Below are 16,568 nucleotides of genomic sequence, written 5' to 3' on the forward strand. Positions count from 1 at the left end.
TCCTTGGCAGATAAAGAAAAAACACGGATTGCCGTCGATATTTATGGTCAAACGTATAAAATGGTTGGTAAAGAAACAAGTATTCATATGCGGCAGGTTGCTTCAATCGTTGATGACAAGATGAGAGAAATAAGTTCGCATAATCCAACGCTCGACAGTACAAAGATTGCGGTGCTAGCCGCTGTTAATAGTGTACATGATTATCTTAAATTAAAAGAGCAAGTTGAACAAATGGAAATCCAATTGAAAAAATTGAAGGGTTGACTGCTACATGCTAGATTTACTAATTGTTTTTCTTTTGTTGGGAGGTCTGATCACTGGGTTTCGCCGTGGTCTAATCGTCCAATTAATACATATGACAGGTTTTATCGCAGCCTTAGTCATCGCGTTTCTGTATTACAAAAAACTTGCTGAAAAGTTTGTCCTGTGGATTCCATATCCAGGTGTTAACGCAGATTCAAAAGTTTCATTTGTTGTGGGTGAGCTAGATTTAGATGAGACATTTTATAACTTGCTTGCATTCGTTCTTATTTTTATTGTTGTTAAATTCGGTTTACAGCTTATCGCGTCAATGTTCGACTTTTTAAAGTTTCTACCTGTACTTGGTTTTGTCGCAAGACTTTTAGGTGCAGTATTAGGATTTGTTGAGTTTTATATACTTATCTTCCTAGTAATTTACTTAGCTATTATGATACCAGTTGAATTTATCCAAAACGTAATCGATAAATCAATTCTAGCAGACGCGATGTTCGAACATACGCCGTGGTTTTCAGAAACCGTGAAAAAATGGTGGTATATATATAAAAGCTAAAAACTTCCCCCTTCAAAATAGGAGGGAAGTTTTTTCAGGGAGCGGAGGAATACTTATGAATAAGAAGAAAATCATTCAAACATTTGAAAAGATTGCGATGTACATGGAATTACTCGGTGAAAACCATTTTAAGGTGGGGGCATTTAGAAGAGCAGCAAATGTTCTAGAACTTGATTCACGAAGCTTATCTGAAATGGATGATATCTTAAAGCTAAAAGGTATCGGAAAAGGAACGGGTGCTGTCATCACTGATTTAATGGAAAAAGGGGCATCTGACCTTTTACATGAGTTAGAGGAAACAGTTCCAAAGGGACTTGTCCCGCTTTTGAAAATTCCAGGTCTTGGCGGTAAAAGAATCGCGAAACTACGAGAAACAATTGGAATTGACTCAATCGAGACACTTCACGAGGCCTGCCTTGAAGGTGCTGTACGCAAAGTGCCCGGATTCGGAAAAAAGACTGAAGAAAACATATTAGCCGCAATCGAAGCCTTTGGAACGCGACAAGGTAAATTTCCGCATTGGAAAATGGAAAAAGTCGTTCAGCTAGTGGAAGCAATACTTGAAGAAATTGCTGAGATTACTCGATTTTCTGTTGCAGGAAGTTACCGCAGAACCGAAGAGGAAAGTAGCGATGTCGATTTCATACTCGTTACAGATGAGCCTTCGATTGTTCGCGAAAAATTACTTTCATCATTGCCGATTTTAGAAACAATTGCGGCAGGTGATGCGAAGCTTTCCGTTACAATAGATATGGAAGATCCGATTGACGCTGACTTTCGTTTTATGAAAGATGAACAGTTCGCAACGGCCATTCACCATTTTACAGGATCTAAAGACCATAACGTGGCCCTTCGTCAACTGGCTAAGTCGAAAGGACTTAAAATTAGCGAATACGGTGTTGAAGACGAAGAAGGAAATATGACTACGTTTGAAACTGAAGAACAATTCTTCAATCATTTCGGATTGCCATTCATTCCACCGACACTAAGACAAAACGGTAAAGAGTTAGACCGTGTTGATGAAATACCAGGCCTGGTTGCGATTGGCGATATTCGCTCGGATTTGCATATGCATTCGACTTGGTCTGATGGTGCGCATTCGATTCGTGAAATGGTCGATGCGTGCCGGGAAATTGGTTACTCGCATATCGTTATTACGGATCACACGCAGTTTTTACGAGTAGCAAATGGCTTAACGCCTCAACGAGTCCGGGAACAAATCGAGGAAATTCGCTCGTTAAATAAAGAATACGACGATATTGAGATTTTCTGCGGAACAGAAATGGATATCTTGCCTGATGCATCACTTGATTTTGATGATGAATTATTAAGTGAACTCGATTTTGTGATTGCGTCAATTCATTCAAGCTTCAATCAACCCCAGGAGCAAATCATGGAGCGTCTTCATACGGCTATGAAAAACCCGCATGTCGATATGATTGCACATCCAACCGGACGGATAGTCGGACAGAGAGAGGGGTATAATCCTGACGTTCCACAGTTAATTAAATGGGCAAAGCAGTATAATAAAATCTTAGAATTAAATGCAAATCCACATCGACTTGATTTTGCAACTGAATATCTGATCCAAGCACAAGAGGCGGGCGTGAAAATTGCGATTAACACAGACGCGCATGCGATAGATACATTAAGGTTTATGGAAACAGGCGTAAATTACGGACAAAAAGCATGGCTGAAGAAAGAAACAGTCGTGAATACTTGGTCATTGGAGAAATTTATTTCTGAAATAATTGAAAAGTGAAGGGAAGTGTTAGACATTGGAAAGCCGTGTCTTAAAAACACTTGAGTTCGATAAAATACGGGAATTAGTAGCTGGACATTGTACCTCTACCGCTGGACGTTCTGAAATTGATAAATTGACGCCAGTGAGCAATTACGATGAGGTCGTACGGCTATTGGAAGAAACTGATGAAGGACTGGCCATTTTACGCGTGCGCGGGAATGTGCCGATGGGCGGCATTAAAGACATACGCCCTCATGCAAAGCGTGCGCAAATGGGTGGCATGCTGAGTGCATATGAATTGATGGAAGTCTCGAATACGATTCGGGCAAGTCGAATCCTTCGCCAATTTATAGAGTCAGTCGATTCAGATGAAGATATCACCATTCCGCATTTTATTGACAAAAAAGAAGCGATGCCGATAGTAACGGCTTTAGAACATAGTATTAACCAGGCGATTGATGATAATGGCCATGTAATCGATAGTGCATCAAGTAAACTTCGTTCTATTCGACAAGGACTGCGCACGCAGGAAAGTCGAGTTCGGGAGCGACTTGAGAGCTATACGCGTGGAAAAAATGCGTCGAAAATGCTTTCGGATGCGATTGTCACGATTCGTAACGACCGATTTGTGATTCCAGTTAAATCCGAATATCGTTCGCATTACGGCGGCGTCATTCATGATATGTCTTCATCAGGACAAACACTTTTTATAGAGCCTGATGCAGTTGTCCAGGCGAATAATGAAATCAGAAACCTGAAGATGCAAGAACAAGAGGAAATTGAAAAGATATTACTCGAATTATCGGCTTCAGTTCAAGAGGTTGCACATGATTTATTTCTACTCGTTGCAATCTTATCGGAAATTGATGTTATTCTAGCAAAAGCGAAATACGGTACAGCCCATAAATACACAAAACCCGAAGTGAATAACGAAGGCAGAATACGACTAGCACAAGCCACACACCCATTAATTCCGGTTGACGAGGCTGTTGCCAATAACATCGAATTTGGCACGGATATTACGACAATCGTCATTACAGGACCGAATACAGGCGGGAAAACCGTCACATTAAAAACTGTAGGCTTATGCACATTAATGGCGCAAGCTGGTTTACCGATACCGGCGTTGGACGGTTCAGAAGTAGCCATATTCGATTCAGTCTACGCAGATATTGGCGATGAACAATCAATTGAACAAAGTCTGAGTACATTTTCCTCAAGAATGGTCAACATCGTCGATATTTTGAAAAAATATGATGATCGATCATTGATTTTATTTGACGAGCTTGGGTCTGGAACAGATCCACAAGAAGGGGCAGCACTTGCGATTTCAATATTGGATGAAGTGCACGGCAGCGGCGCTCGCGTAATGGCAACTACACATTATCCCGAATTGAAGGCGTATGGCTATAACCGTCCAGGCATCGCTAACGCGAGCGTGGAGTTCGATATCGATACATTAAGTCCGACGTACCGTCTGTTGATCGGCGTGCCAGGGCGAAGCAATGCATTCGAAATTTCCCAGCGACTCGGTTTAAGCGACCATATAATCGAACGCGCCAAATCATTTACAGGAACCAACCGAGGTGAAGTCGAGTCAATGATTGCGTCGCTTGAAGACAGCCGAATCAGGTCCGAACGGGATGCTGATGAAACGCATGAAATCTTACTTGAAACAGAACGGTTGAAAAAAGAACTCGAGGAAGAGTTATCGAACTTTGATCAAATGAAAGAAAAGCTCGAGGAAAAGGCCAAAGAAAAAGCGAGGAAACTTGTTGACGATGCAAAACGCGAGGCGGAGGCAGTCATTTCTGATTTGCGCGCGATGCAACTGAATGCACAAGCAACTATAAAAGAACATGAATTTATAGATGCACGTAAGCGATTAGAAGACGCATCGCCAGCACAAGAGAAGAATGTGAAGACCCAATCGAAAAAAACTGAGCGACGGCTAAATGTTGGTGATGAAGTCCAGGTCTTGCAATTCGGCCAAAAAGGAACGCTTCTTGAAAAGACTTCAAATACAGAATGGATTGTTCAAATCGGCATTTTGAAAATGAATATTAAAGAATCCGGACTTGAATATGTCAAACCCCAAAAAGAAAAACAACCTGTCGCTACTGCATCCATACGAGGACGCAGTGCTGTAAAACTCGAACTGGATTTGCGCGGGGAGCGTTATGAAGACGCCATTTATAAAACAGAAAAATATATTGATGATGCATTATTATCAAATTATCATCAAGTTTCCATTATCCATGGAAAAGGAACAGGTGCCTTAAGACAAGGGGTTCAACAATATTTGAAAAAGCATTCTCGTGTTAAAAGTTATCGATTTGGCGAAGCCGGAGAAGGCGGTTTCGGCGTTACCGTCGTGGAATTAAAATAATAAATAAATCGAAACCTTTTCACTCTATATCCGTATACGAGAGAAAGCATTTATAAAGGGGCCATAATCATGCAAAAATCTGGGTTCTGGAGCAATCCGCTCGTAGAAACGGCTGGGTATTTCAGTGTTGTCGTTCTTTGTATTATTGTTACGATGGTATTATTTGAACTTGTGACTAAATATAACAACTGGGAACAGATTAAAAAAGGAAATATCGCAGTCGCACTAGCAACTGGCGGCAAAATTTTCGGAGTCGCGAATATCTTTCACTATTCCATTTCAAGACATAACTCGCTCGGTGAAATGATAGGATGGGGATTTTTCGGATTTACCTTACTCGTTTTCGCATATATACTATTCGAATTTCTAACACCGAAGTTCAATGTAGACAAGGAAATTGAAGCCGACAATCGATCGGTTGGCTTCATATCCTTAACAATTTCAGTTGGACTATCATTTGTTATTGGGGCAAGTATTTCATAGGAGCCAAGAAAAATGGAGAAACTATCAAAAATATTAATTGTAGCTTGTGTTTTATTCATCATTGTAGGGATTTATTGGTTATCTAAATAAAAGCATGCCTTGATCATCGAATTTTGATCAAGGCATTTTTTACTATCACTAGAATAATGTATTTGTAAGCGCTTCCGTTAACGTCTATAATGAGATATATACGAATATTCTAAACTAGAAACAGAAAGGGGTTTTTCTATGACGACAAAGCCTTGGTTAGATTTGTATCCACCGGAAATACCGAAAACGCTAGACTATGAAAAGATTCCGCTTCAGGAGTTTTTGACAAGGGCTGGTACAAAGCACCCAGATAAAACTGCAATTCATTTTTTAGGTAAAGATATTTCATACAAAGAATTCTATGATTCTGCTTTAAAGTTTGCTAACTACTTGCGTTCTATTGGAATTGAAAAGGGAGATCGGGTAGCCATCATGTTGCCGAACTGTCCACAAAATGCAATTGCTTATTTCGGCATCCTTTACAGCGGTGCTGTAATTGTCCAAACCAATCCACTTTATACTGAACGCGAATTGAAATACCAAATGAGTGACTCGGGTGCTAAAGCTATCATTACACTAGATATTCTGTATCCAAGAGTTTCAAGCATAGTTCAAGAAACATCATTAGAACATGTCATTGTAACAGGAATAAAAGATTATCTTCCATTCCCGAAAAATCTGATTTACCCATTTATCCAAAAAAGAGAATACGGATTAGTGGTAAAAGTTGAACATCGAGGCATCAATCATTTGTATACGGAAATCATGAAAATTGCAAAAGCAGATCCAATTCGTACAACGTTCAATTTCAATGAAGACGTCGCACTCCTTCAGTACACGGGTGGAACAACCGGCCCGCCGAAGGGGGTTATGTTAACGCATAAAAATTTAATATCAAATGCGACGATGTGCCAAGCCTGGCTTTACAATACTGAAGAAGGCGAAGAAACGGTTATGGGAATACTACCTTTTTTCCACGTGTATGGCATGACGACAGTTTTAATATTGACGGTAATGCTTTCTAATAAAATGGTTTTATTGCCGAAGTTTGATGTGGATTCGGCATTGAAAACGATTGATAAACAAAAGCCGACATTGTTCCCGGGTGCTCCGACAATCTATATCGGTCTGTTAAACCATCCCGACCTAGCTAAATATGATTTATCATCCATTAAAGCGTGTATTAGCGGCTCGGCAGCACTACCGGTTGATGTTCAAGCAAAATTTGAAAAAGTTACAGGCGGTAAACTTGTAGAAGGATACGGTTTAACTGAAACTTCCCCAGTCTCTCATGCAAATTTCGTCTGGGCACGCCAAGATGATCGTGTCAAAGGCTCTGTAGGTGTTCCGTGGCCGGATACAGATTCATGTATTTTAGGTCCGGAGTCGAATGAACCGTTAGCTGTAGGTGAAATTGGAGAAATTGCGATTAAGGGTCCTCAAGTGATGCGGGGGTATTGGAATAAGCCTGAAGACACGGAAAGAACATTCCGCGATGGTTGGTTTTTAACAGGCGATCTAGGTTATATGGATAAAGAAGGTTATTTCTACATTGTTGACCGCAAAAAGGATATGATTATTGCAGGTGGTTTTAATATTTATCCTAGGGAAATAGAAGAAATATTATATGAACATGAAGCAATTTTGGAATGTGTTGTAGCAGGTGTCCCGGATCCATATAGAGGTGAAACTGTGAAAGCATACATTGTGTTAAAAGAAGGGGCTTCAATTACTGAAGAAGAGTTAGATAAGTACTGTCGGGCAGAACTCGCGGCATTCAAAGTTCCACGCTCCTATGAATTCAGGAAAGAGTTACCGAAAACCGCAGTCGGAAAAATATTAAGAAGAACTTTGATTGAAGAAGAAAAAAATAAAACGAGTGAAGAATTGATTAGCTCATAATGTAAAGCTTGACTAAACTGAATATAAATATTAATATAAGAATATGAATGAATCATCATTCATATTCTTTTTTTGGTGGTGATGAAAAATAGTGAAACGTGATCGTCCAAAATATAAACAAATTATTGATGCCGCAGTTATCGTAATTGCTGAAAACGGTTACCATCAGGCGCAAGTATCAAAAATTGCAAAAGAAGCAGGCGTTGCTGACGGAACGATTTATCTCTACTTTAAAAATAAAGAAGATATTTTAATATCCGTATTCAGAGAAAAAATGGCGATTTTTACAACAAATCTGCAAGACGTATTAGATAAAGACTTGGATACTTCTGAACGTTTGCTGAGAATGATCACAAACCATTTCCGCGTTCTTCACGAGGATCGCCATCTAGCGATTGTGACCCAATTGGAGCTAAGGCAGTCAGGTAAGAAACTCCGCCTTCGAATAAATGAAGTATTGAAGGAATACCTGGATTTGTTAGACATCGTTTTATTAGAAGGAATTAAGAGCGGTGAGTTGTCTAGTACGCTTGATATCCGACTGGGACGTCAAATGGTATTTGGCACAATTGATGAAACAATCACTTCGTGGGTGATGAATGATCAAAAGTATGATTTAATGAAATTATCCCCTGAAGTACATAGACTTCTTTTAAAAGGGATGAAAGCGTAAATCATTGTTAGTAAAGGGGAATGGGAGAAATGGAATTTCTAACGGTAAAAGTTGAACATGGCGTAGCTGTTGCAACAATTAATAGACCGCCAGCAAATGCATTATCTCGGGCTTTGATTTTGGAAGTGGATGCGCTTATGGATAAAGTGCAAGATGATGATTCTGTGAGAGTCGTCGTATTGCATGGGGAAGGGCGATTCTTCTCTGCGGGGGCGGATATTAAAGAGTTTACGGCCGTTACCTCAGGTGAAGAGTTTTCCAAACTCGCTGCAAGCGGTCAAGCAGTCTTTGAGCGTTTGGAACGCTTCCATAAACCAGTCATCGCGGCTATCCATGGTGCGGCGCTAGGCGGGGGACTTGAATTGGCGATGGGTTGCCATATGAGAATTGTCTCAGAAACTGCTAAACTCGGATTGCCAGAATTGCAACTTGGACTCATACCTGGTTTCGCTGGAACGCAACGATTACCGCGATACGTCGGTATGCCTAAAGCTGCGGAAATGCTACTGACAAGCGAACCGATTACGGGCTTAGAAGCCGTTCAATTCGGTTTAGCGAATCAAGCCTATCCTGAAGAGGAACTTCTAGCTAAAACGATGGAGCTTGCAGGTAAAATCGCGAAGAAAAGCCCTGTAGCGGTGAAAGCGGCATTGCAAATGCTGCAATTTGCTAAACCAGAATCGTTTTATGCAGGGGTGAAAGCGGAAGCGGATTCATTTGGCGAGGTATTTGTTGCCGATGATGCAAAAGAGGGGATTCAAGCATTTTTAGAAAAACGCGAACCTGTTTTTACAGGAAAATGATGAAAAAAGCTGAGGAGGTACTTACACATGAACATTTATGTATTAGTTAAACGTACTTTTGATACCGAGGAAAGAATCACGATTAAAAATGGTGAAATTGCAGATGATGGTGCAGAATACATCATTAATCCTTACGACGAGTATGCAATTGAAGAAGCCATTACGGTTCGTGACGAACACGGCGGTGAAGTAACAGTCTTGACTATCGGCAATGAAGATGCTGAAAAACAACTACGTACGGCGTTGGCAATGGGCGCAGACAAAGCAGTGCTTATTAATACCGAAGATGATTTAGACGAAATGGATGAATTTTCTGCTGCGAAAATCATTGGCGAGTACTTAAAAGATAAAGATGTAGATTTAATTCTCGCAGGTAACGTAGCAATTGACGGTGGTTCTGGACAAATCGGACCACGTGTTGCCGAGTTGTTGAATATCAACTATGTAACTACGATCACGAAACTAGAAATTGACGGAACAGACGTGAAAATTGTTCGTGACGTTGAAGGGGATTCCGAGATGATCGAAACGTCTCTACCACTCCTTGTGACGGCACAACAAGGTTTGAATGAACCGCGTTACCCATCACTTCCAGGAATTATGAAAGCGAAAAGAAAGCCGCTTGAAGAACTTGAACTTGATGACTTAGATCTTGATGAAGATGATGTGGAAGCGAAAACTGAAACGATTGAAATCTTCCTACCGGCTGAAAAAGCTGCGGGACGTGTTCTTGAAGGTGAAATTGCGGACCAAGTAAAAGAACTTGTAGATCTGCTTAAAAATGAAGCTAAAGTAATCTAAACGATAGAGATAACGTAATTAGGAGGGACAGGAAATGTCTAAAAAAGTTTTAGTTCTTGGGGAAACACGCGAAGGTGCTCTACGAAATGTATCATTTGAGGCGATTGCGGCAGCCAAACAAATTTCTGGCGGTGGGGAAGTCGTCGGAGTTTTACTGGGCGATTCAGTTCAATCCGTCGCAGCAGAAATGATTCAATATGGTGCGGATCGAATTGTAACGGTAGAACATGCTAATTTAAAACAATATACATCAGACGGCTATAGTCAAGGTTTTATGGCGGTCTATGAACAAGAAAATCCAGACGTAATTGTCTTTGGTCATACAGCTTTAGGGAAAGATCTTTCTCCTAAAATTGCTAGTAAACTATCATCGGGACTGATTTCAGATGTTACGGCGATCGAAGGGGAAGACGACGATTCAGTTTTCATTCGTCCAATCTATTCTGGTAAAGCATTTGAAAAAGTGAAAACTAAGGAAGGTTTGTTATTCGTGACAATTCGACCGAATAACATTGCTACACTTGAAAAAGATGAAAGCCGCACGGGTGATGTTTCTTCTGTGGAAGTAGATGTCAAAGACTTACGTACGATTATTGCGGAAGTTGTTCGGAAGTCAACTGAGGGCGTTGATATGTCAGAGGCTAAAGTTGTTGTTGCAGGTGGCCGTGGCGTGCGTAGTGCAGAAGGCTTTGAGCCGCTGCAAGAGCTTGCTAATCTGCTTGGCGGTGCAATTGGTGCTTCACGTGGTGCGTGTGATGCGGATTACTGTGACTATTCGTTGCAGATTGGTCAGACAGGTAAAGTAATCACGCCTGATCTTTATATCGGTGTCGGAATTTCAGGTGCAATCCAACATATGGCTGGCATGTCAAACTCTAAAATCATTGTTGCAATCAATAAAGATCCAGAAGCTGAGATCTTCAAAGTAGCAGATTACGGAATCGTCGGCGACCTATTCGAAGTAATTCCGTTGATGATTGAAGAAGTTAAGAAATTGAAAGCGAATTAAGATTAGCTAGTTAAATTATTATACCTATACCTGTTACTTGAATGGTTCACTATTCAAGTAACAGGTTTTTTAATTGAACCGTTGATTTGCGTTCCAGGCGGACGCGTTCCACGGGGCGGGCGGTGAGCCTGCTCGGTCGCTAGCGCTCCACTGCGGGGTCTCACCAAAGGAGAAATGAACTTCTTTCTCCATATGTCCCGCTTCATCCCGCTGGAGTCGCCGCCCTCCACGCAAATCAACTAATTTCATTGAATTGGGCCAGTTAATTAACGATGTCTAATTAACGAGTTGCTTAGTCATCAGTTTTTATGTGGTTAGAAGGTCCCGACTTGCAAGCAAAATCATTTGTGTGCAAGCAAATGTCGTGTAAGTGCAACCAAAACCCTTTCAAGTGCAAGGAAAACCCGTCTGAGTGCAAGCAAACCGGTAATTAGTGCAAGCAAAATAATAACGTAGATAATGCTGCACTATTCATGTCCCCATTTTTTTATTAGATCCGTTTCTGTGGGAGTCGCCACCCTGCACTCCAATCAACTAATATCATTATATAAAGAAGGATGCTCAGTCCCCACTTTCAAATGTGGAAATTCATTTGTATTGAATACGTATAAATAAAAAAATCTTAGCTATACAGGTATTGATAGAATTTTAAGATTAAAAATCTACAACAATAGAAACGTCAATTAACTACAAACAACAATCCAGTGTAGGCTTCTTGCGGAAGTCATCAACCAAGTGCGGAAAGATACAGTTCAATCTTTTCCTAGCGCCGTAGTGAATTTCAAAGCATATAACTGAATAAAAATTCCCAAGTACAAATTTCCCTACATAGGCATATATTTCGAGTCTAATTTTGTCGCGTGTTACAATTAAATAGAAGTTGTAGATAAAAGGAGGAATTTTTTAAATGGCTATTATTAATGCAAGCGATAAAGATTTCGCAGAAAACGTTAAAGAAGGCGTAGTACTTGTAGATTTCTGGGCACCTTGGTGCGGACCGTGTAAAATGATTGCTCCGGTTCTTGAAGAACTTGACGGAGAAATTGAAGGTAAAGCGAAGATTGTAAAAGTAGACGTTGATGAAAACCAAGGAACTGCTGGAGAATATGGCATTATGTCAATTCCGACGCTACTCCTTTTCAAAGACGGCGAAGTCGTTGACAAAGTTGTCGGCTTCCAACCAAAAGAAGCGCTAGCACAACTAATCGAAAAACACGCGTAACATGAAAGTATTCAAAACTGGGTTCCTCTATAGGTTCCCAGTTTTTTAGTAGGTGAAATATAAATGAATGATTATCTAAAAGAAAAATTAGCCATTCTTCCTGATCACCCTGGCTGTTATTTAATGAAAGATCGCCAAGGGACTATTATTTATGTTGGAAAAGCAAAGGTATTGAAGCAACGTGTTCGTAGTTATTTTACGGGAAGTCATGACGGGAAAACACAGCGACTTGTCACTGAAATAGTCGATTTTGAAACGATTATCACTTCTTCAGATATCGAAGCGCTCGTTCTTGAATTAAACTTAATTAAGCAATATGACCCTAAATATAACGTCATGTTAAAAGACGATAAATCATATCCATATTTGAAAATAACGGCAGAACGTCATCCGAAATTAGTAATTACGAGACGTGTCCAAAAAGGTAAAGGGAAGTATTTTGGTCCGTATCCGAACGCTTTCGCGGCAACCGAAACAAAAAAGCTACTCGACCGTATTTATCCTTATCGAAAATGTGAAGTATTACCGAATCGGGCGTGTCTCTACTACCATCTTGGGCAATGTCTTGCACCGTGTATTAACGAGGTCGAAGAAGATACCTATAAAGAAATGACGCTCAATATAACCCGGTTTTTAAACGGCGGATATAAAGAAGTGAAAAAAGACTTGACCGAGAAAATGACTTTGGCCGCAGAAGCCCTTGAGTTTGAACGCGCAAAAGAATATCGGGATCAAATTACAAACATCGAAATGGTCATGGAAAAACAAACGATGACGATGAATGATTTTACGGATCGTGATATTTTTGGCTACGCTGTTGATAAAGGTTGGATGTGCGTTCAAGTATTTTTTGTTCGTCAAGGAAAGTTGATCGAGCGCGACGTTTCGATATTCCCGCTGTATCAAGATCCAGATGAAGAAATGCTAACATTTATCGGCCAGTTTTATTCCGTGTCCAATCATATAAAACCTAGGGAGATATTACTTCCAACGACCGTCGATGCGGAAATTGTACGAAAGTTACTTGATATTAATGTCTATATTCCGCAACGTGGGAAAAAGAAAAGCCTTGTGGATCTTGCGACTAAAAACGCGAAAATATCGTTATCTGAAAAGTTCCAGCTGATTGAGCGCCAAGAGTCGCGTACAATTGGAGCGTGTGAGGATCTTGGTGAAGCGATGAACATTGCAGTACCTTTCCGTATCGAGGCTTTTGATAATTCACATACGTACGGAGCAGATCCAGTATCTGCAATGGTTTCATTTGTAGACGGCAAACCGAACCGAAAAGATTATCGAAAATATAAAACGAAAACTGCCGCGATGCATGACGATTATGCTGCGATGCGCGAAGTCGTTCGACGCAGATATACGCGAGTATTAAAAGAGGAATTGCCATTACCGGATTTAATTGTTATTGACGGCGGGAAAGGGCATATGGAAGTTGCGCGTAGCGTGATTGAGGATGAACTTGGTTTATCGATACCGATTGCCGGACTTGCAAAAGATGATAAACACCAAACTTCACAACTTTTATATGGGAATCCGATTGAAGTTGTTCCGCTAAAGAGTACTAGCGAAGCATTTTATCTATTGCAACGTATTCAAGATGAAGTGCATCGTTTCGCCATTACCTTCCATAGACAACGACGAGGGGCGAATTCAATAACTTCAGTACTCGATGATATTCCAGGCGTTGGTCCAAAAAGAAAAACACAATTGCTAAAACATTTTGGATCGGTGAAAAAGATTCGTGAAGCTTCTTCTTCAGAATTGCAAGAATCGGGTATGCCAAAAAGTTTAGCAGAATCGATAGAAACCTATTTTCAAGAAGAATTGCAAAGTGAAAAATAATGTGATAAAGTGAATTCACTGAATTTCTTTCACTAGTTGAAGTTTATTCACAATAGAATAACCCTCTTAGTGAGGATAGAGGCGCGGATGCAAAGAGTATATTCCATGAAGGTGACAGCCTAATGATTGGGATGGAAAGGTGTATTTGCCGAAGTATGTGATTGCCTGTTAGCGATTGCCTACTGGATTTTCGTTGAATAAGCGGAAATTTGTCAGGAAATATATTACCTGGAGAGCTATCCCGACGGAGACGCTTCTTAGGCGTATCCCAAATCGGACCAGCTCTCATATACATATGGGGGCTGTTTTTGCGTACAGGAGAAAGTCGGTGGAGTTTTGGAACGTATTGTTATGAAATTTGGCGGAACATCAGTTGCAAATGAAGAACGAATTGAACGGGCGGCTTCGTTAATTGTTGACGAAGTCAGGCGGGGTAAACAAGTAGCTGTCGTCGTTTCTGCGATGGGCAAAACGACGGATGATTTATTAGCGTTAGCAAAAGGCGTCAATGCCAATGCCGAGCGTCGGGAACTTGATATGTTAATATCGACGGGCGAACAAGTGACTGCCTCTTTACTAGCCATGGCCGTTTCGGCTAAAGGAATTCCCGCGAACTCGTTTACAGGCTGGCAAGCAGGTTTGCAAACTGAATCGGTGCATGGAAATGCGCGAATTGAAAACGTGGAACCCAAAAAAGTAAACAAAATTCTTGAATCTGGCGGCGTTGCTGTCATTACAGGCTTTCAAGGAATTGATCAAGAAGGCGAGTTGACAACGCTGGGTCGTGGGGGCTCCGATACAAGTGCAGTAGCGATTGCAATTGCGCTTGAGGCATCATGTTGTGACATTTATACAGACGTTGAAGGTGTCTTTACGACAGACCCAAGAGTAATTAGCGATGCACGAAAACTTCTTGAAATATCATATGATGAAATGCTTGAACTCGCTAATTTAGGGGCAGGCGTGCTTCATCCAAGAGCGATAGAATTCGCTAAAAATCATAATTTGACACTAAGAGTACGTCCAGCACATGTTGACGGGGCAGGGACTGTGATTAAGGAGGAAATCGAATTGGAAAACAATCTTATCGTGCGTGGTGTCGCTTTTGAAAATGAAATTGTTCGCATTACAGTGATGTATGATGTTCCATACAACGGATCACTTGCGAATGTTTTCACGAAGCTCGCAGAACATCATATTAATGTTGACATTATCGTACAAACAATCATGGAGGGCGAGCAACCTTCAGTTTCCTTTTCGATTAAAAACGAAGATTTTGCAGAGGCAGTAAATGTTTTGGAAATGAACAAACATGAACTCGGTTATCGCCGTGCTGATTTTGAAGTCGGCTTAGCAAAAGTATCGATTGTCGGAAGTGGAATGGTGTCAAATCCAGGCGTCGCAGCCAAAATGTTCGACACATTACGTAATGCGTCCGTTCCTATAAAAATGGTCAGCACATCGGAAATTAAAATTTCTGTCGTCATTCCAGGATCAGATACGGAAAAGGCTGTTGCTGTTTTACATAAAGAATTCAGTCTGGCAAATGTATATTAAATGATAAAAGGCAGCATCTACAATGAGATGCTGCCTTTGTTGTTTCATATTTTTGTTTTCAAGTCCCATTTTACATGAAATTGTACATATTCGCCTTTATGGATTTGTTCGGCAAAACATTCGGTGAGAACGCCGTTTACTTTTTGATACTGCTCGGCAATAAAACCAGATTCTAGATGATAGGTTCGTTCTTGAATTTTCAATGAATAGGATTCATTTGTTAGTTTGTAAAAGGCTTCGTGTTTGGAAAGTTTTTCAAGTGTCAGGGTACCCCATCCGGCTTCTACAAAGAAAGAGGGGAGTTCATCAGTTGTGAATATCGGGAACTTCCGCGCAATTTCTTTCCCAGCCCAATAAAGTATTTCTGCTTCATTATTACCTAGAATGCTAGGCAAGACATGATCACGAATAATTTCATAGCCGAATCGAGTCGGCGTTCCGCTATTGATAGTTTTCATTTTTGCATGCAATCCTTCCAAAAAAGTGGTAGCTAACTAGAGAAGTTAATTGTTTAGAATTAAGGCACATCTTGACCTCTTCAAATTGGAGGAGTACAATAGACATGTCATATTATTGTAACATGAAGAGGGATTCGGTCAACGGTTCTTCATGAACTTTTGGTGTCGACCACGAGCTGGAGTCCTCAGTAATAAGGGAGGGTAAAAGATTTGTTGAGAGAATCGGATTTTTACATTCGCCGTCTACATTCGTTGCTTGGAATCATTCCAGTTGGACTTTTTGTCGTACAACATTTGGTGATCAACCATTTTGCAACGCGCGGTGCTGATGCGTTTAACGCGGCTTCAGATTTCATGGGGAATTTACCATTTGTGCTTTTTCTTGAATGGTTCATTATTTATATCCCATTGATGCTTCATGCGTTTTACGGTGTCTACATATCATTCACATTTAAAAGTAACGTCAAGAAGTATGGTACATTCCGTAACTGGATGTTCTTCTGGCAACGTGTGACGGGTGTTTTCTTAGTTGTGTTCATTGCATGGCATATCTGGGAAACAAGAATTCAGAAAGCACTTGGGGCTGACGTAAACTTCGATATGATGGCTGACATTTTAGCTAGCCCATTCATGCTTGCATTTTATATTGCAGGTGTTATCGCAGCGACGTTCCATCTTTCGAACGGATTATGGGGTTTCTTAGTAACTTGGGGAATTACACAATCACCTCGTTCACAGCAAATTGTGGCGTACATTACAGGCGGAGTATTTGTAATCCTTTCTGTAATCGGTGTACAAGCCCTACTTGCATTTACTTAATTTACGATAGTTA

General features: G+C 40.6%; 15 protein-coding genes and 1 riboswitch. Of the genes, 14 read left to right on the forward strand and 1 reads right to left on the reverse strand.

What is annotated here, in order from left to right; genetic code table 11:
• Positions 1 to 3: 3 nt before the first annotated feature.
• The 13 genes from zapA to J4G36_RS03650 all read left to right on the forward strand — a co-directional run bounded on the left by zapA (position 4) and on the right by J4G36_RS03650 (position 15,278).
• Entirely contained in the window at positions 4 to 264 is a 261-nt protein-coding gene (zapA, locus tag J4G36_RS03590) for a cell division protein ZapA (protein ID WP_210468712.1), read from the forward strand.
• A gap of 7 nt (positions 265 to 271) precedes the next feature.
• Complete coding sequence (locus J4G36_RS03595; RefSeq protein ID WP_210468713.1) at positions 272 to 811, forward strand: CvpA family protein; 540 nt, start codon at positions 272 to 274, stop codon at positions 809 to 811.
• A 55-nt stretch (positions 812 to 866) separates the two neighbouring features.
• Entirely contained in the window at positions 867 to 2,573 is a 1,707-nt protein-coding gene (polX, locus tag J4G36_RS03600; RefSeq protein ID WP_210468714.1) for a DNA polymerase/3'-5' exonuclease PolX, read from the forward strand.
• Positions 2,574 to 2,589: 16 nt separating this feature from the next.
• Positions 2,590 to 4,944 carry an endonuclease MutS2 gene (locus J4G36_RS03605; protein WP_210468715.1) on the forward strand — a complete coding sequence of 785 codons (2,355 nt, stop codon included), beginning with the start codon at positions 2,590 to 2,592 and terminating at the stop codon, positions 4,942 to 4,944.
• A gap of 69 nt (positions 4,945 to 5,013) precedes the next feature.
• Complete coding sequence (locus tag J4G36_RS03610) at positions 5,014 to 5,427, forward strand: DUF350 domain-containing protein (protein WP_210468716.1); 414 nt, start codon at positions 5,014 to 5,016, stop codon at positions 5,425 to 5,427.
• Between the two features lie 228 nt (positions 5,428 to 5,655).
• Positions 5,656 to 7,359 carry a long-chain-fatty-acid--CoA ligase gene (locus tag J4G36_RS03615; protein ID WP_210468717.1) on the forward strand — a complete coding sequence of 568 codons (1,704 nt, stop codon included), beginning with the start codon at positions 5,656 to 5,658 and terminating at the stop codon, positions 7,357 to 7,359.
• A 91-nt stretch (positions 7,360 to 7,450) separates the two neighbouring features.
• Entirely contained in the window at positions 7,451 to 8,032 is a 582-nt protein-coding gene (locus J4G36_RS03620; protein ID WP_210468718.1) for a fatty acid metabolism transcriptional regulator FadR, read from the forward strand.
• Positions 8,033 to 8,061: 29 nt separating this feature from the next.
• Complete coding sequence (locus J4G36_RS03625; protein WP_210470403.1) at positions 8,062 to 8,835, forward strand: enoyl-CoA hydratase; 774 nt, start codon at positions 8,062 to 8,064, stop codon at positions 8,833 to 8,835.
• A 27-nt stretch (positions 8,836 to 8,862) separates the two neighbouring features.
• The gene (locus J4G36_RS03630; RefSeq protein WP_210468719.1) at positions 8,863 to 9,636 is read left to right on the forward strand and encodes an electron transfer flavoprotein subunit beta/FixA family protein; all 774 of its coding nucleotides are present in this window, start codon (positions 8,863 to 8,865) and stop codon (positions 9,634 to 9,636) included.
• A gap of 34 nt (positions 9,637 to 9,670) precedes the next feature.
• Positions 9,671 to 10,645 carry an electron transfer flavoprotein subunit alpha/FixB family protein gene (locus J4G36_RS03635; protein WP_210468720.1) on the forward strand — a complete coding sequence of 325 codons (975 nt, stop codon included), beginning with the start codon at positions 9,671 to 9,673 and terminating at the stop codon, positions 10,643 to 10,645.
• 907 nt (positions 10,646 to 11,552) lie between these two features.
• Complete coding sequence (gene trxA / locus J4G36_RS03640; RefSeq protein ID WP_210468721.1) at positions 11,553 to 11,867, forward strand: thioredoxin; 315 nt, start codon at positions 11,553 to 11,555, stop codon at positions 11,865 to 11,867.
• 63 nt (positions 11,868 to 11,930) lie between these two features.
• Complete coding sequence (gene uvrC / locus J4G36_RS03645; protein WP_210468722.1) at positions 11,931 to 13,721, forward strand: excinuclease ABC subunit UvrC; 1,791 nt, start codon at positions 11,931 to 11,933, stop codon at positions 13,719 to 13,721.
• Between the two features lie 68 nt (positions 13,722 to 13,789).
• Positions 13,790 to 13,968, forward strand: a riboswitch (Lysine riboswitch).
• Between the two features lie 89 nt (positions 13,969 to 14,057).
• The gene (locus J4G36_RS03650) at positions 14,058 to 15,278 is read left to right on the forward strand and encodes an aspartate kinase (protein WP_210468723.1); all 1,221 of its coding nucleotides are present in this window, start codon (positions 14,058 to 14,060) and stop codon (positions 15,276 to 15,278) included.
• A gap of 44 nt (positions 15,279 to 15,322) precedes the next feature.
• On the opposite strand, the gene J4G36_RS03655 is transcribed toward J4G36_RS03650, so the two are convergent.
• On the reverse strand, positions 15,323 to 15,736 hold the full coding sequence (locus J4G36_RS03655) for a YslB family protein (RefSeq protein WP_210468724.1): 414 nt from the start codon (positions 15,734 to 15,736) through the stop codon (positions 15,323 to 15,325).
• A 210-nt stretch (positions 15,737 to 15,946) separates the two neighbouring features.
• Here J4G36_RS03655 and J4G36_RS03660 point away from each other — a divergent pair, with 210 nt between their 5' ends.
• Entirely contained in the window at positions 15,947 to 16,555 is a 609-nt protein-coding gene (locus J4G36_RS03660; RefSeq protein ID WP_305792213.1) for a succinate dehydrogenase cytochrome b558 subunit, read from the forward strand.
• Positions 16,556 to 16,568: the final 13 nt, after the last annotated feature.

Origin of the sequence: Sporosarcina sp. 6E9, from assembly GCF_017921835.1 — a bacterium.
In the GTDB taxonomy this organism is placed as follows: Bacteria; Bacillota; Bacilli; order Bacillales_A; family Planococcaceae; genus Sporosarcina.

What these genes read in the sequence shown, in the direction of transcription:
- uvrC (WP_210468722.1), top strand. Translation starts at nt 11,931, where the DNA reads ATGAATGATTATCTAAAAGAAAAATTAGCCATTCTTCCTGATCACCCT.
- J4G36_RS03625 (WP_210470403.1), top strand. Translation starts at nt 8,062, where the DNA reads ATGGAATTTCTAACGGTAAAAGTTGAACATGGCGTAGCTGTTGCAACA.
- J4G36_RS03635 (WP_210468720.1), top strand. Translation starts at nt 9,671, where the DNA reads ATGTCTAAAAAAGTTTTAGTTCTTGGGGAAACACGCGAAGGTGCTCTA.
- J4G36_RS03655 (WP_210468724.1), bottom strand. Translation starts at nt 15,736, where the DNA reads ATGAAAACTATCAATAGCGGAACGCCGACTCGATTCGGCTATGAAATT.
- polX (WP_210468714.1), top strand. Translation starts at nt 867, where the DNA reads ATGAATAAGAAGAAAATCATTCAAACATTTGAAAAGATTGCGATGTAC.
- J4G36_RS03630 (WP_210468719.1), top strand. Translation starts at nt 8,863, where the DNA reads ATGAACATTTATGTATTAGTTAAACGTACTTTTGATACCGAGGAAAGA.
- J4G36_RS03615 (WP_210468717.1), top strand. Translation starts at nt 5,656, where the DNA reads ATGACGACAAAGCCTTGGTTAGATTTGTATCCACCGGAAATACCGAAA.
- J4G36_RS03610 (WP_210468716.1), top strand. Translation starts at nt 5,014, where the DNA reads ATGCAAAAATCTGGGTTCTGGAGCAATCCGCTCGTAGAAACGGCTGGG.
- trxA (WP_210468721.1), top strand. Translation starts at nt 11,553, where the DNA reads ATGGCTATTATTAATGCAAGCGATAAAGATTTCGCAGAAAACGTTAAA.
- J4G36_RS03595 (WP_210468713.1), top strand. Translation starts at nt 272, where the DNA reads ATGCTAGATTTACTAATTGTTTTTCTTTTGTTGGGAGGTCTGATCACT.